The 15,854-nt window shown below is 62.6% G+C and carries 14 protein-coding genes and 2 pseudogenes; 2 read left to right on the top strand and 14 right to left on the bottom strand.

The window, feature by feature from the left end; all coding sequences use genetic code 11:
* Both A5695_RS27685 and A5695_RS15995 read left to right on the top strand, forming a co-directional pair.
* A pseudogene (locus A5695_RS27685) lies at window positions 1–582 on the top strand (hypothetical protein); the annotation flags it as partial.
* Window positions 579–914 (top strand): Rieske 2Fe-2S domain-containing protein, encoded by a 336-nt coding sequence (locus tag A5695_RS15995; protein ID WP_068083826.1) that lies wholly within the window; start codon window positions 579–581, stop codon window positions 912–914. The pseudogene A5695_RS27685 and the gene A5695_RS15995, both read left to right, overlap by 4 nt.
* On the opposite strand, the gene A5695_RS15990 is transcribed toward A5695_RS15995, so the two are convergent.
* From A5695_RS15990 to A5695_RS15930, 14 genes and pseudogenes are all read right to left on the bottom strand, one after another.
* Window positions 911–1,543, bottom strand: coding sequence for an IclR family transcriptional regulator (locus A5695_RS15990; RefSeq protein ID WP_231974861.1), 633 nt, complete (start codon window positions 1,541–1,543; stop codon window positions 911–913). The two genes, A5695_RS15995 and A5695_RS15990, sit on opposite strands and share 4 nt — an antisense overlap.
* Window positions 1,544–1,582: 39 nt before the next feature.
* Window positions 1,583–1,789 (bottom strand): annotated as a pseudogene (locus A5695_RS30310) (helix-turn-helix domain-containing protein); the annotation flags it as partial.
* 846 nt (window positions 1,790–2,635) lie between these two features.
* The gene (locus A5695_RS15985) at window positions 2,636–4,090 is read right to left on the bottom strand and encodes an MCE family protein (protein WP_068083821.1); all 1,455 of its coding nucleotides are present in this window, start codon (window positions 4,088–4,090) and stop codon (window positions 2,636–2,638) included.
* Window position 4,091: 1 nt separating this feature from the next.
* Window positions 4,092–5,228, bottom strand: a complete 1,137-nt coding sequence (locus A5695_RS15980) for a virulence factor Mce family protein (protein WP_156749687.1) — start codon at window positions 5,226–5,228, stop codon at window positions 4,092–4,094.
* Window positions 5,228–6,517, bottom strand: a complete 1,290-nt coding sequence (locus tag A5695_RS15975; protein WP_068083818.1) for an MCE family protein — start codon at window positions 6,515–6,517, stop codon at window positions 5,228–5,230. Before A5695_RS15975 ends, A5695_RS15980 begins: the two co-directional genes overlap by 1 nt.
* Complete coding sequence (locus A5695_RS15970; protein WP_068083811.1) at window positions 6,514–7,842, bottom strand: MCE family protein; 1,329 nt, start codon at window positions 7,840–7,842, stop codon at window positions 6,514–6,516. Before A5695_RS15970 ends, A5695_RS15975 begins: the two co-directional genes overlap by 4 nt.
* Window positions 7,839–8,867, bottom strand: coding sequence for a virulence factor Mce family protein (locus A5695_RS15965; RefSeq protein ID WP_068083847.1), 1,029 nt, complete (start codon window positions 8,865–8,867; stop codon window positions 7,839–7,841). Before A5695_RS15965 ends, A5695_RS15970 begins: the two co-directional genes overlap by 4 nt.
* A 37-nt stretch (window positions 8,868–8,904) precedes the next feature.
* Window positions 8,905–10,356 carry an MCE family protein gene (locus tag A5695_RS15960; protein ID WP_068083808.1) on the bottom strand — a complete coding sequence of 484 codons (1,452 nt, stop codon included), beginning with the start codon at window positions 10,354–10,356 and terminating at the stop codon, window positions 8,905–8,907.
* Between the two features lie 4 nt (window positions 10,357–10,360).
* A complete protein-coding gene (locus tag A5695_RS15955) occupies window positions 10,361–11,179 on the bottom strand; it encodes an ABC transporter permease (RefSeq protein ID WP_231974860.1) in 819 nt (272 codons plus the stop codon).
* A 35-nt stretch (window positions 11,180–11,214) separates the two neighbouring features.
* The gene (locus A5695_RS15950) at window positions 11,215–11,925 is read right to left on the bottom strand and encodes an ABC transporter permease (RefSeq protein WP_068083844.1); all 711 of its coding nucleotides are present in this window, start codon (window positions 11,923–11,925) and stop codon (window positions 11,215–11,217) included.
* Window positions 11,926–12,122: 197 nt separating this feature from the next.
* The gene (locus A5695_RS28615) at window positions 12,123–13,058 is read right to left on the bottom strand and encodes a 3-hydroxyacyl-CoA dehydrogenase family protein (protein ID WP_156749686.1); all 936 of its coding nucleotides are present in this window, start codon (window positions 13,056–13,058) and stop codon (window positions 12,123–12,125) included.
* Window positions 12,973–13,767: a 2-keto-4-pentenoate hydratase gene (locus A5695_RS15940; RefSeq protein WP_068083841.1), complete on the bottom strand. Its 795-nt coding sequence runs from the start codon at window positions 13,765–13,767 to the stop codon at window positions 12,973–12,975. The genes A5695_RS28615 and A5695_RS15940 overlap by 86 nt, the downstream gene beginning before the upstream one ends.
* Window positions 13,768–13,907: 140 nt before the next feature.
* Window positions 13,908–14,891 (bottom strand): hypothetical protein, encoded by a 984-nt coding sequence (locus A5695_RS15935; protein WP_068083790.1) that lies wholly within the window; start codon window positions 14,889–14,891, stop codon window positions 13,908–13,910.
* A gap of 3 nt (window positions 14,892–14,894) precedes the next feature.
* Window positions 14,895–15,854, bottom strand: a complete 960-nt coding sequence (locus tag A5695_RS15930; protein ID WP_068083787.1) for an LLM class flavin-dependent oxidoreductase — start codon at window positions 15,852–15,854, stop codon at window positions 14,895–14,897.

Genomic DNA, 15,854 nt, shown 5'->3' with positions numbered 1-15,854 from the left:
TTCCACACTTGCGCGACGTCAAAACCGTCATCGAGCAAGTGTCCCAACAACTCCAGCGCAAACGGCCGGTCACATGGCGAGGCGCTGGTTGCACATGCATTCACCCAGGTCGCCCATCACTTCGTTCCCGATGCCAGGACACCGATTCTGCCGGTCTTCGTCAACGCCGCTACTCCGCCGCTTCCTCCGCCACGCCGGTACCTCGAATTCGGGCGGGCTCTGCGAAGCGCTCTGGCCCGGGCCGGTGAGGGGAAGCGAGTAGTGCTGTGCTCATCTGGTGGCCTGTCGCACTTCACGGTGGCGCAGTTTGCGATGGCGGGCTATCAGGGTCCCCACGTAATGGGCTCGATTTGCACCGACTTCGACTACGACCTGCTCGACGCCATTCGGGTGGCGGACTTCGACCGGGTCGCCGCACACAGTGCCGACGAACTCGTCGCCAACGGCGATTCTGAATTCTTGCAGGGTATAACGCTTCTCGGTGCCCTGCCAGACGGCGCCACCCCTCAAGCTCTCGAATATCAACCTATCTATCGAGCCTTGACGGGTCTATGGGCAGCCTATTGGGATCTGACGACATGACGGCCGCTGACGCCGGGCGGTGGCAGGCGGTGTTAGGAGACGCTACAGCGCTTCCCGCCGAAGGGCAGTCTTGCGTCTACGAGGCAGACGGCAGGCGGATCGCGGTCTTCAACGTTGGAGGCGAGTTGCACGCTATCGATGACACCTGTACTCACCGTCCGGCATCTCTTTCCGAGGACGGCGAACTCGACGATGGTGTCCTCGTGTGTGGATGGCACGGATCGATGTTTGAACTTGCCACGGGCAAGAATGTCGGGCCCCCGGCATGCGACGCACTGCGTACCTACGACCTGGAAATCGATGACAGCGTTCTGGCGGTCGAGCGCGGTTAGGGAGCGTCTAGCTCTTGCAGTCCAGAATCAGCGTCAGCTCGCGCCATTGGCAACCCAGGCCGGGTCAAGTGGCCGCTGCGCACCGCGCTGCGCAACGCCGAGGAGATACTGCGCGCCGTGCTTTGCGCCGTCGTCACGTAGTCCAAGGGCGACATCTGGCCGCCGAGAATGCTCACACTCACTGCCGCGATAGGGTGCTGGGTTCCCGGGCCGAATATTGGTGCTGCGACACAGGATAACCCGATCATGCTCTCGTTACGCTCGGTGGCGAAGCCGTGGGCCCTTGCGTCGACCAATTCGCGCCACATCCGGTCCGGATCGGTCACGGTGCATGACGTCGCCGCAGCCAATCGCCTGCTGAGATAGTTCTCGACTGCTACCGAACCCGAGTAGGCGAGCAATGCCTTGCCCAACGCCGTTTGATGCGCTGGTAGCTTCGCGCCAATGGCAGTCGGCAACGATTGCTTCGGCAGCGCCAGCTTTTCCACGAACAGAACCTGGTCGTCTTCGAGAATCGCCAGGTGGAGGCACTGACGGACGTTAGTGTGCACCGCGTGCAGAATCGGCTTGGCGGTCTCGCGGAGCTGGCGTGGTCGACAGAACGGTACTTGGTTGCCAAGTGTGAACATCCGCGTCCCGAGAACATATCGGCCGTCTCGGCGCGCGACCAAGCTGCGGGTTACGAGAGTGGCTAGCAGTCGGTGGGCGGTGGCCTTGGGTAGTCCGGTGGCCTCGACAATTTGTGTCAGCGACCGGCTAACGCCAGGACCGTCGAAAGCGTTGAGGATATCGATCGCCTTATCGAGAGACGTCCGGTTGGCCCTGGTTTTCGCCGCACCTGGAGCCGAAGGCCTAGAGGCTACCGTCAGAGCCATTACGTCACCCCGTTCTTGTCGAATACAAATTCGAGCGGCCTTGGTTCTCAAATATTACAAGCCAACAGACGGCGGCCGAGGTTAATTATGTAACGAATGTGTTCAAATCGCTGCTGAAACCTCAGAGCCGATTAACGGGCTCATGTGCGAAAGATCCGGAATTCTCGGAGTCGATGCCGCTGGCACCGCTTCACTCCGAATTCACTTGCACACCAATGCCTTCGGCCTTAGTCCGCCGTATGATCACTCCTCTCAACCCGGTTGTACATGATCGGGCAGATAGTTGTTGCCTCGCAACGTATTACGGGAGCCGACGTTAGGTTCGCCGCTGAGTGTCCGCGTCAGGATCCTCCGGCACTGTGCGCGTCTATTCGAAAGGGGAAGTGCCCCAGCAGATGTTCGCCTAGTTCTAAGTCTCTTGCGAGTTCCCATCGGTGGGGATCGCGATTGTTCTGCGAAAGGGAACCAAGCGCGTTGGCGTTGGCTGGATTCTTGAGTCCATTGACCCCGGCAGCGCCGCGAGGGCCCGGTTGACTGCTCGTCGGTTGCGGGTGCGGATCGGCGGATCTATGTCTGCCAGGATGCCTGGTGCTATCCACGGCAGCCGGTTTAGACCGTCGATCCAGCCGCCCTAAGAGGCTCATGGTCGGCCTGGATACCGCAGCAACTGCCAACCGCCCAGATCTCGTGTTGGGGAAGACGGCAGGGTGCGCCTCGCACGACTTCAATTTCACCAAGCTGAAGCCTCCCTACCTGTGGAAGTCTCATCATGATCCGGACCTCCGGTATTGCCGAGGTGTCGTTCCACAATGCGGAACTCGATCGGCGTCGGCTGAACGGTTCAACTCAGCCGGTCGGGGGGATCAGCATGCTTTGCCACGTCTTGTGTTTCGGCGCTTGCTGGGCGAGGTCTGATTGGGTGTAGGCGTGCCCATCCGGTCCGTAATAGGTGCCGGTGGCCGGGTCGTACTCGGCCGCGGCGATCGGCGGTGGAGCCGCCCCGGTAGCCGGCGACGCCGGCGCTGGCACAGAACCGGGCGCTAGTTGTGGGATGTCCTGTCCGCTTAGCGTCGCGTTGGGATCGCCTTTCCAGTTGAAACCGTCGTTGAGCGGCACATAGTTTTCATCGCTTTCGCACATCTTGACAGTCGGGGCACGCTTGCCTGGCCGCGTCTCACACGGCAGGTTGCGCGCACCGCGCACGTCAATGGGCGAATCCTGCGGCACCCGACAATACAGGTCGCCAGCGGGCCGATCCGGGTAATCCTCGTTGACCTGAGTGCGCTGCTGCTGGGGCGGCAGATATCCGGTCAGGCACGGCGGCGGGAGGTTCACGTTGAGGTCGAAAGCGAGATAGGCGCCCTTGTTCTTGGTGTTCAGGTTAGGGATTTCTACCGCGTTGAGTTCGGCCACCATCTCGGGGGTCAGCACCAGGAGCTGCTCGAGGTTCGGCTGATAGGTCAGCGCCACCTGGCCGACAGAGACCAGGTTGGCCAACACGATGGGCAGGGTGGGTTGCAGGCGCTCGATCAGCGAGCGCGCCTCGTCGGCCGCCGCCGGACCTTTGCGCAGGATTCCGGCGAGTGCGGCGTCCTGACCCTGGAACCCCCGGGTGATAGTCGCCAGGTGCGCGGCCCAGCCGCGGATGGCGTCTGCGCTGTCGGCTTGCGAGTCCAGCACCGGCTTGGATTGATCGATCAGGGAGGTCAGCTCGTCCTGATGGGCGCGAGCATCGATCGCCAGCGCGGTGGAGCCCCTCACCAGGCGGGACAGTTCGGGCCCGAGCCCGCCGACCGCCAGATAGGACTCGTCGATGACAGTCTTTAGGTCGTCGTGCGGGATCGCCTGCAAGCCAAGGTGGGTGGCGTCGAGCAGCGTGCTGATGTCCGGCGGGACGGTGGTGTGATCCAACGGGATGACGTCGCCGTTCCTCAGGGCTGGGCCGCGGTCACTGCGCGGCACCAGCTCGACGTACTGTTCGCCGATCGCTGCTTGACTGTGCACTTGGGCTTCGACATCGGCGGGGATGTTGATACCCGACTTGAGCGATAGCACCGCCGCCACGTCAGTGTCGGTCAGGCGAACATCGGTCACCCGCCCCACCTCGGTTCCCCGATAGGTGACATTGGCGCGTTGGTAGAGTCCGGCGGCCCGGGGCAGTTGCATCGTCACCGTGTATCGCCCGATACCGAATAGCAGTGCGGGAGCCTTCAGGTATCCGAAGATCATGATCGAGGCCGCCACCAGCGACACGACGACGAAGACGGTCAGTTGGATGCGGATGAGCCTGTTCAATCTCATGTTATGGCCCCTGATCCAGGTGGTAGGGCACGACCAGCGGGTTGCCCTTCGTATACGGGCTGGGGAGCTGACCGATGGTGCGGCCCCACTGCATCTCAAGTTCGGTCAGGTTGCCCGCCCATCGGGTTCCGGTGAAGAAGGCCGCGTCCAACCGGCTCAACGTCAGGTCGAAGATCACCACGGAGTTGGCATAGTCGCCACGGAACCATTTTTGAACGGTTTCTTCCGGCCATGGAAAGGTGACCAGATTGCTCAGCGAACGGGTCAGCGCAGGCCCGGCGTTGGCCAGTGACTCCAAAACTGGCGCCGTATCTTTGAGCTCCGCGATAAGGGACTCTTTGGTCTTGTTGACCGAATCGGCGGCCAGTGCGCTGAACCCGCCCAGCCGCGTGAGGGTGTCCGCTAGCTGAACGCGCTCGTCTTTGAGCACCGACAGGGCATCAGGAATCGTCTGCAATGCCTTGTCCAATACCGACCGCTGGTCGGCGAACTGGCCCATCAGCTTGTTGAAACTGTCTGTGGCGGCGATGATGTCGTCTTTTTGTGCGTTGAGGTAGGCGATGAACTTGTCGAGTTGGGTGATCAGGCTCCGCAAGTCTTGTTCGCGCCCGGAGAAGGCGGTGCTGAACGCCTTCGTGATGTCTTGAATCTGGCCGATGCCACCGCCATTGAGTAGCAACGAGAGCGCGGCGAGTGTTTGTTCGGTGTTCGGATAGGCACTGCCGGATGACAACGGGATCAGCGAGCCCTCGTGCAGCCTGCCCTGAGGGGCAACGCCCGTCGGCGGGGCCAACTCGACATGCAACGAACCCAGCAGACTGGTCTGGCCCAGTTTGGCTGTCGCATTGGCGGGCAAGTTCACGTCGCCATTGAGCCGCATCGTCACCAACGCATGCCAGCCCTGGCGGGCGATCATCGTCACTGTACCGACGGAGACATCACCGACCCGCACCCGTGAGTTCTTTTGCAAATTATTGACGTCGGGCAGCTGCGCCTGAATCGTGTAGGCGCCGGGCCCACGGCCCTGCGTGCCCGGCAACGTCATCGAGTTCAGGCCCCGCCACCCGCAGCCGGCCAGTACGACGGCCGCGAATGCGATCGGCACGACTGCGGCCAACTTAGACCACCGCGACCGCATCAGGATCCTCCTTGCGGCACCATGATCCCCCGCAACCCGTCGGCCGGATTGGTGGGCACCGCCTCGGCGGGCGGGGGGGCGGGGCTCTCCGCCATAGGCACACCGGGCGGCGCCGGTGGAACGTAATCTGGGCGCAGCCAATCTTCGCTGTAGGTCACCTCGTTGGGCCGGGCCTGCGGGCCCACGAATAGGTTTTCGCCAATCGGCAAAAAGTTGTACTGCCGGTTCTTGAGGATGGGCGCCAGGTATTGAACGCATAACTTTGACGACTGCTGCGCGTTGAGCCTGGACGCCGCCTGAATCGCCCCGCAGATGAACGTGATCGGATTAGCGAAGGTGTTGAGCGTCAACGCGCCCACGAGTGACCCCTGAGCGGGGTGATAAGCATTGACCAGATTCGAAAAGGCTGTCGGCGCAACATGCAGCGATTGCTTGATGTCATCGATGCTTTCGTTTAGGGCGGTGCTCAGCGAGGCCAGCTTGTCCGAGGTGGTCCCCAACGTTTCCTTGTTGTCGGCGATGAAGTTTCGGACGTCGTCGATGACGGCATGCACGTCCCGAAGCGCGTCGTTGATCTTGGTTGGATCGTCGGCGAGGAGCCCGGTCACGGTGGCCAAGTTTTGGTTGAGCTGCACCATCAGGTCGGTACTTTGCTGCAGCGCCGATACCAGAATGGAGAGGCTCTTGACCGTGCCGAAAATGTCTTGGCTGTGATCCCCGAGCGCCGAGACTGCTTGGGACAGCTTGAGCATGGTGTCGCGGATGTTCGTGCCCTGGCCCCGTAGGTTGTCGGCGGCGCTGTTGATCCATGAACCCAGCGTGCTGACACCGCCTGGCTGGGTAGGCTGCAGCATTTCGGTCAGCTTCTGCAGCTGTTGGCGGATGTCGTCAAACTCCACTGGAACTGCCGTCCGCTGCTGCGGTATGACGGCATCGTTCTGCATTGCCGGCCCACCGGTGTAGGCGGGGGTGAGTTGAATCGCCCGGGCGGTGACCAGGGAAGGTGACAGGATCACGGCCTTGGCGTCGGCGGGAACTCGGTAGGTGGAGTCGTACCAGAAAGAGATCTTGACCCGGGTGGGTTGCGGTTCGATCCTGTCGATCTTGCCGACCGGCACGCCCAGCACGCGCACCTCGTCACCGACGAAGAGACCTTTGCTGTTGTCGAAGTATCCGATCACGTGGGTGCGCCCAATCCCACCGACCGATCGGACGAGCGTGACGGCGCCCGCCACCAGTACGAGCGCGAGCACCACGCCCAGACCAATCCTTGCGTTGCGCAGCGTCATGGCCGGCCCCCGGCATCGGGCGCGTCAGGGGGCGCGATTTCGTTGGGCGCTGGCACGTACACGCGCGTCGGTGTTGGTGCCGGTGCCACGCTCGCGGGAGGCCCAGGGGGCGGCCCGCCTGGTGGAGGAGCCGGCGGCGGTTGGCGATAGGGATAGCAGCCCGGGCCAGGCAGCAGGCAAGGACGGTCGCCGGGGTTACCCGTGATGGCGTCAGGCAGGGTCAGGCGAGGGGCACCCTCCTGTCCGGTGCGCGGGAATGGCACCGGCAGCGGTGGGGTCGCGGGTTGCCCGGTCGGCGGGTCGACCCGCTCCGACGGCAACAAAGTGTTCGGGTCAAGGCCCAAGTCAGAGAACGCGGCGTCGACGAACGGCTGCAGGTACTGGCCCGGCAATATGTTCGAGATGTAGCTCTTGAAAAATGGCCCCGCCGAGAGCGCCTCCCCCAGCGACAGGGCGTAGGCATTGAGCAACTTGATCGATTTCTGCAGCTCCGCCTTGCGGTTGTCGACGATCGCCAACACCCCGTTGAGCTTGTCGAACGCGGGTTTCATCGTCGCCCGGTTTTCGGCGATGAATCCCTTCAGCTGCTCGCTGACCGAGGAAATATTGCGGAAGAGGTGCTCGAGGGCAGCGCTTTGGCCTTTCAGTTGGATCAACAGAACATTGCTATCGGCGATCAACCCCACGACTTGGTCGCTGCGCTGGGCGAGCACCCCTGCCGCCTTATTGGCGTTGGCCAGCAAATGGCGCAACTGCTCGTCGCGTTCGTCGAGGGTCTGGGAAAACCGCGCCACCCCTTCCACGGCCACCTTGACCTCTGGCGGGGTGTCAGAAAACGTTTGCGCGAGCGTTCTTAGCGACTGCGACAGCTGGTCGGTGTTCAAGCCGCTGATGGTCGTGGTCAGCTCACCCAGGGCGTCGGGAAGCTGGTAGGCCGAGGCCGTGCGAGTGAGCGGGATAGGGCCGCTCTGGCGGCCCTCCCCCCGCGGTGTGACTTCGAGAATCTTTGCGCCCAGCACGCTCTTGGTCTTGATCGCCGCCTCGCTGCGATCACCCACTGCGATGTGTTTGTCAATGGTAAATTTCACCAGCACCCGGGACCCGTCCAGACCGATCGACTTGACCTGCCCAACCCGGAGTCCCGCAACCTGAACGGCGGCGTCGGTTCTTAGGCCACCCGCTTCGGCGAAATAGGCCGAATAGTTCCTGGTCTGGTTGATGAACGGCAGCTTGTCGTACTGGAGTGCGACCAACACCGACACGGCGATCACCACCATCCCGATGGCCCCGATGATGAGGTTGTTGCGTTCGGCGAAAGATTTCATTTGGGCGTACATCTCCCCGAGGACTGATCGGCCACCTTGATATACACCGGCTGGCCCCCTTTGCCGTTGACCTTGAAAAGTAAGGAGCAGGCGTAGTAACTGAAGAAGTCGCCGTAGAGGCCTTGGCGGGCTAAGGCTCGATAGGCGTCGGGCAGCGTTTTGAGCAGGTTGTCCATGTAATCGTGATCGGCGACAACGATGCCCGCCGTGCGGTCAGCCTGCTGAACTGTTTGCTGGAACGGCGGACGCGCCTGTTGCAGCAGATCGGCGATCGACCCGGTGGCGGCATTGCTATATGCCAGACTGTTTGCGATGTCGGTCTTGCGGGCTGCCAGCTCCTTGACCAACTGGGCCAGCGAATCCACCGCTTTGCCGAACTTGCTACTGCGGTCGCCCAGCGACCCCAGCACGCTGTTGAGGTTGACGATCACCTGCCCGATCAGTTGATCGCGGTCGGCCAGCGTATTGGTCAAGGCTGCGGTCTGTGTCAGAAACGATCCGATCGTTGCGCCCTGTCCTTGAAAGGCTCCGATCAATTGGCCCGAGAGCGCATTGACTTGGTCAGGATCTAAGGCCCGGAACAGGGGACGAAATCCGCCGATGAGCGCATCGAGGTCCAGCGCGGGCGCAGTGCGGTCCATCGGGATGGTTTCCCCGGGCCGCAGCTTGCGCGTCCCCCCAGCTCCTTCTTCTAACGCTAGATAGCGCCCGCCGATCAGGTTGTCGTAGCGAACCGCCACCCGGCTGCCCTCGGTGAGCACCACCGAATCGTCGGCGCTGAATTCTACGAGGGCGGTGGCGTCGCGTTGGATGGAAATGCGTTGGACCTTGCCCACCTCGACACCGGCGATGCGGACAAAATTGCCGTTTTCCAGGCCGCTGACGTTGCTGAATACGGCTCTGTAATCTTGCGTCGACTCGAACCGCAGCTGCGCGAACACCGCGATGAGGCCGAACATGCCCACCAAGCAGACGGCGACGAAGATGGCGGAGCGCCAAATGGCGCCTGCCACAGAAGTTTTCATGGCCTCCCCCACGTTTTTGTCTGGACTTCGTAGCCGGTCATGGCGATGGGGCCGCTTCCTGGGGCAGCGGCGGCGTCGGAGTTGGAGGCATCGACGCCGGCGCCGTCACAACGAACGGTTCCGTGCCGGGCCTGGGCCCAGGATCACGCGGCGCGCCGGGAGCCGGTGCCGGGGGCAGCCCCGGGTAAAGAGGGGTTCCATCCGCGGCATATTGCGGCGCCCCATACGGTGGTGCGCCCGGATACGGAATCGGCCCGGGCGCAGGCCCGCCCGGATAGCGGATGCTGGGCGGCTTTGGCGTCCCGCGGGTCACCGGCAGGTAGTCGGCCCAACCGGGGAAGCCGATGCCCGGGTTAGGCCGGACATCCACACCGGTACCCCAGCCGGTGTTGGTGATTAGTTGACGTACCGGGTAGTTCTTCGACACGTCGGGTAGCGACCCACAACCCGGTTTGCCGCCCGGGCCGCCCTTGGCGCCGACAACCGGCAGGTTGTCGGGGTAGCGGTAAGGGTCGTCGCCGAGCAAGAATCCGATGTCCAAGATCGACGAGCGCCCGTTGCCGCCGAGGATGTCATAGCCACCCCCTTCGTCCAAATACCACTTGGCGCCCAATATCAGGCATGTGTACTCGGGGTTGTATTTCAACAACAGGTCCGTCGTGGGCCGCAATAGATTGACGGACTTGATCAGGTTCGCCTGGTTCGGCGCGAGCACGCTGATTCCGCTATTGGACAGCCCCATCACACTGAGCAGCAACGCATCCAGCTCCGATGCGTTCGCGGTGATCGTTGCGCTGGTTGTGCTGGCGGCGTCGAGTGTGCGCAGAATGTCAGGCGCTGCCGCGTTGTAGGCGTTCGACAGACCCCTCAGCGCCCGCCAGTCGGCGCGAATGGTTTCGCTGCGCGGGTTGATTGCCAGCAGTACTTGGTTGGCGGCGGTGGTGGCCTCGCCAATGGCCGGCCCTTCGCCGCGGACACCTTCCGCCAGTGCCGAGAGGACGCTGTTGAGCTTGGCCGGGTCAATCTGGTGCAGCACACCAACCAGGTCCTGGAACACCGTGTTGACTTCGGTGTTGACGTTCTGCGACTGCAGCACCTGGCCGGCGGCCAGCCGCTGTGGGCTGGGATGGTCAGGGTATAGCAGCTCGATGTATTTACTTCCGAAGACCGTGGTCGCCCTGATCCTTACCGAGACGTTAGCCGGAATGTATTTGATCTGATCGGGGTAGATGTCCAGCTTCAGCCGTGCCGGCCCACTTCCGCCGGTGACCTGGTTGACCTGACCGACCTGGACCCCGCGCATCTTGACTTTGCTGCCGGGATCCATCACCAGCCCCGACCGGTCGGAGGTCACCAAGACAGGCACATACGAGGTGAACGAACCGTTGAACACCAGACCTGTGAGCGTAACCACTGCCGCGATGACGCCAACCAAGAACAGGGCCCACCACGCCGGGTCGAGTCGGCCGTCGGACTCCTCTATTGGCATCGGCTCACCCCGAGAGATTCAGGTTGCCCGAATGCCCGTAGGCGGCCAACGACACCAACAGAGTGATAAACACCGCGCACACCAAAGAGGTACGCACCGCGCGGCCGACCGCCTCGCCAACCCCAGCCGGACCACCGGAGGCCGTGAACCCGTAGTAGGTGTGGATGAGCATGATGATGGCGCCCATCGCGACGACTTCGGCGAACGACCACACCACATCGAGCGGGTTGAGAAAGCTGTTGAAATAGTGGTCGTAGACCCCCGTGGACTGACCGTAGCCGAAAGTGGTGCCGACTCGCGCCGCGGAAAATGACGTCAACAGACCCACGCAGTACAGCGGGATGATCACGATGACGCCGGCGACTACGCGCGTTGAGCTGAGGTAGGCGATCGAACGCACGCCCATGGCTTCCAATGCGTCGATCTCCTCGTTGATCCGCATGGCACCCAATTGGGCGGTGGCCCCGGCGCCGATGGTGGCCGCCAGTCCGATTCCTGCAGTGGTGGGTGCGATCGCGCGAACGTTCAGATAGGCCGACACAAAGCCGGTTAACGCCTCGACACCGATGCCCGCCAGTGAGTTGTAACCCTGGACCGCGATCAGCGCCCCAGTGGACAAGGTCAGAAACCCGACGATGACAATGGTGCCTCCGATGATGGCCAGCACGCCCGTGCCCAGGCTCATCTGAGCCACCAGGCGGGCGACCTCCGTGCGGTAGCGCGTGCACGCGTCGGCGGTCGCGGCGAGCGTGCGCGCATAAAATCGGCTCTGGCGGCCCAACCGGCGCCAGCCACCCACCCAGCCCTCTACGATGCGGGCCACTGACGGATACCTCTGCGTAGCAACAACTTCGGCGCTCACATCGCCGCCTTGACGCCGACCGCGGTGACGATGAGGTTAATCACGAACAGTGCGATGAATGAGAAGACCACTGTCTCGTTGACCGCGTTCCCGACGCCGGCCGGCCCGCCCTTGACGGTGATGCCCTTGTAACAGGCGATCAGGCCGGCGGCCAAACCGAAGAGCGTGGCCTTGGTCAGTGATACGACGACCTCGGTAAGTCCGACGAGCAGGGTGAGGCTCGAGACCCACGCCCCCGGCGTTATGTGCTGTATGAAGACCGAGAAGGCGAAGGCACTGGTTAATCCGGTGAGGGTGACCAGTGATAACAATAGCGTCGCCACGAGTGTGGAGGCGATCATTCTCGGGACGACCAGCGCCTGAACCGGATTAATGCCGAGCACCCGCAGTGCATCGAGTTCCTCGCGGATGGTGCGGGCACCGATGTCGGCACACATCGCGGTGGCACCTGCGCCGGCAACCACCAGGACGGTCACGATCGGCGCGATCTGTGTCACCGTACCCAGCGCAGCTCCGGCACCCGAGATATCGGCGGCGCCGAAATCGATAAGCAAGATGTTGGTAATGAATACCGACAGCGCGCAAAACGGTATGGCCAGCAGGAGCGTTGGGGCAAGCGACACGCGGGCCACGAACCAGAACTGCAGAACAAACTCGCGCCACCTGAATGGCGGTCTCGGCAGAAAAAACAAGGCGTCCAAGGACATCGCGCAAAAGTCGCCGAAGGCGCGCAGCGGCCTGTCCGCAGCCCAGGTCGAAGACACAGCCGATCCCCGACCCCACCTCGGGCCCCCGACGACCGTCGCCGTTTTTGCCATGGATGCATGTTCGTCGGCGTATGAGCGAGCCGCATGCACTGTTTCGAAGGGCGGAACCGGAGTGAGCAGTCACCGCTTCGGATACGTCAGGATTGGTCCACTGCTGACAGAGCGAGCAATTCACTACGAACCGCAGATCGGATCCGATCGAGTTCGTCGGGTTCGAAAACGCGCCGACCCACTCCATCCCTGGGAGTGGTCGCGTTAGACAGATACGGCCAGACTTGGGCTGCGACTCTCGCGAACAGCTCCGAGCCGCCCATCGCGACCACGGTGAACGGTCCCGCCTGCGCCCAGCGCCGCGCCAGGCCATCGCGTACCACAGTGTCGAGGTCTTCGGCGCTCACAATGCCCTCGTCGACGAGTGCCACCGCCTCCCGCAGGAATCCGAATTGCAGCCTGTTGATGACAAAGCCCGGGGCGTCCTTGCGAACCCGGATTGGTTTTTGGCCCATCGTTCGCAATACCGCCTCGACGGTCGAGTACACCGCCGGCGACGTCTTCGGCCCAGCGATTAGCTCTACCACGCGAAAAGCGGTGGGAGGACTGAGATAATGCGTCCCTACTAATCGGCTGGGATCGGTCAGGGCGGCAGCGAGATCGCCGATCAGCAACGACGAGGTGTTCGTACACAAAATCGCATCCGGCGAAGCCTTTTGGGCGGCGGACAGTTGTTCCTGCTTGATCTCAAGCCGCTCCGGCAGCGACTCCACGACGATAGCGGCCTGCGCCGCCGCTTCTGCCACCGAGCCGCACCACTGCACTTCCGCGCCAGTGTCGTCGAGGTGGTGCTGCACCCGACGCACCGCCTCGACGGGCGACGTCGAGGACGAGGTCGTGACCCGCACACGGTATCCCGCGGCCGCGTATTGAGCCGCGATCGCAGAGCCCATCAACCCAGCACCCAGCACAGCCACGGTGGCCGGCGCTTGTATCTCACTCATTGTTGCCTCCTGAAAAATACGCGGATACCCGGCCGAGCCGGTCCAGGTCTGCATCGAAGAGATCGCCGCCAACCACATCGACGGGTGCAGTGATCGAACCGGACATGACGACGCTGCCGCTCTTCAGCGGCCCCTGCGCGGTCAAGGTGTTCGCCAGCCAGGCCAACGATCTCAGCGGACCACCCAAGACGGCCGCCCCGGCGCCTGTCAGCGCCACCTTGCGGTTCCTTGCCAAAACACAACCGACCAGCCGCAGATCAAGGTCGGTGATCCGGATGGGATGCTCGCCGAGTACGACGCCTCCGGATGAACCGTTGTCGGCGACCGTGTCGCGCAAGCTGATGCGCCAGTTGCGAATACGGCTGTCGATAATCTCGATTGCCGGCAAGCAATATGCGACCGCTCGGGCGGCGCTAGCAGCGGTAACACCAGGACCCGCAAGGTCATGCTCCAAGACGAAAGCCACCTCAGGCTCGACCTTGGGCGCGATGAATTCGTCGAGAGGAATCTCTTCACCCTCGGGCCACACCATGGTGTCGAACACGTGCCCGTAATCTGGCACGTCGACCCCCAGCGCGGTGCGCATCGGCGCCGATGTCAAGCCGACCTTGTGTCCCACCACGACTTCGCCTCGCGCGGTGCGGTGGCGTGCTTGCGCCAGCTGGATCTCGTAGGCATCGTCGACCGTCATTTCCGGAAACCGGTCCACTAACGGATCGATCGGCTTTCGAGTCTTGTAGCACGCCAACAGTTCCTCGGCGACGTTATGATGGTCGAGCGCGGTCACCCTTATCTCCAGTCCGTAGCGCACTTGCTGCCGGCGCACGGCAGTCCATGGTCACGACTCTGTCAATGCATCGCCCCATCGGACGACGGTCGTTTCGATCAACGGAACCGGGGTCGGTCTCTGGTAACGAAGCCGCCAACTCAGTCGATTGCTTGAGGCACGCGCAATGTCTCGGCGAAGAGCTCTTCGGGCACTACCAGCCGGCTACTGAGCCCCTGCTCGAAGGAGTATCGACACGCCGTCTGCAGCGTTTTTCTGTTGGCCTCAACTCCATACGGCCAAAGATCATCCCCATGAACCTTGCGGGCCTCGTCGAGCCGGTGCAAGAACCCGGGCAACGCCACGGGTGAATGCCCCCCGATCCCCTTCATCCGTTCCAGGCAAAGGTCTTTCGCGGTTACAAACGCTTTGTAGAGGTTGAGCGCGACCCATGGGTGGCGCTCATACAGTTCTCGCTTGACGACGACCAGGTGCATGATCGGGTATATGCCGGTCCGACCGAAGTACTCGATTTCGGCCGCCAAGGGATCCGGGTACAGCCGATGGACCGGGGAATACGGCTTCTCGAGCAGGCTTGATCCGTAGGGATTGAGGCTGGCATCCACCGACCCGTCCTGCAGCATTTCGTCGATGGTGCGGTTGGGTTCTACTTCGATGGTTACGTCCGGAATCGATACTGTCTCGCGCTCTATTCGGCCGGGGGTGTGGTGCCCTGCTTGGATCCAGGTGATGTCGCGGTGGTCGACTCCGTATTCGTCAAGCAGCAGGCCGCGCATGAAAAGCGCTGCCGTCATATGGTATTCGGGTACCGCGACCCGCTTGCCCGGCAATTGCTGAGCTGACTCAATCTCTTTACGCAAGATGATGCCGTCGTGGCGAAACACCCGCGAAGTGAACACGGGCAGGCCTACGTAGCGGTCGTCGCCCCGGGCAGTGCGCATGATGAAGCCCGACAGGGACATCTCCGCGACGTCGAACTCGTGGCACTGCGTGAGTCGCCAGAATGTTTCGGTGGGGGTCATCGTCAGCGGAATTAGATCGATTCCGACCGGCCGGACTTCCCCCGATCTGATCGCCTCGGTGCGGTCATACCAGTCACACGCGAATGACAAGGTCAGCTTCATCGCTTACCGGTCCTTTCCTGCGTGGCGTTGCTGATATGCGTTTGCCAGCCGCAATAGGTCTTCCACACGGTCGTCACCCGGGTCGAGGAGAACGGCTGCATCCAGCCCGGCCCGGGCTAGACGGTCCAATCCGACGATGCACGCGTCGAGATCACCTGCGACGGTGAAGGTATCGATCATTTCGTCGGTTATGTACCTCTCTGCGTTGCGGCCCGACAGCCAGGATTCGCGGAAGTATTCTGCGGCCTCCGGGTCAAGGCCTCCTTGGAGAGTGATGTCACGGATTCCCTGGATGCCGAGATATTTTGCAAGTGGGCGCAGGGCTTGGGAGCGAGCCTGCGGACCGCACAGCGCCACGACGTAAGCGGAGACGTCGGTGCCAGCTGGAAGCTTGTCCCGTACCCAACGGACGTATCTGGGTGAGCTCATCACCGACAGGATGATGCCGTCGGCATGCTTTGCAGCCATCGTGATCATCTGGGAGCCCTTGACGCCGAGACGGATTTGCGCTGGTTCAGTTTGTTCGTGGTTCAGCTTGGCGCCAACCGTGAAATGTTGGCCGGCGAAGTCGACTCGTTCGCCATCGAGCCCGGCGCGGATGATCTGAGTAGCTTCGCGCAACACGGCCACGGGCGCTCGGAACGGGACCCCGCAGCGTTCCTGTATCCATCCCGGGTTGCTGGCGCCCAAGGCCAGGATCGTTCGCCCGGGGGCCAGTTCGCGAAGCGAGGCGAACTCCATGGCGATGAGCATCGGATGTCGCAGCCACGGATTGATCACCCCCAAGCCGACTTTGGCTTTGGCGGTGGCGCCAGCGATGGCGCCGGCGACAACGAAGGCGCCGTTCTCGCTGGGATCCTCTGAAATCCATATCTCGGCGATACCGGCCTGTTCGGCGGTCCGCGCCAGGGACATTGCGTCGCTTGCGCGGCGGCTTCCGGCAATCAGCAGGCCGATGCGCAT

Source organism: Mycobacterium sp. E1747 (assembly GCF_001667775.1).
Lineage (GTDB): Bacteria > Actinomycetota > Actinomycetes > Mycobacteriales > Mycobacteriaceae > Mycobacterium.
The sequence above is the reverse complement of the archived record's forward strand: the minus strand, read 5'-3'. Positions and strand labels throughout refer to the sequence as shown.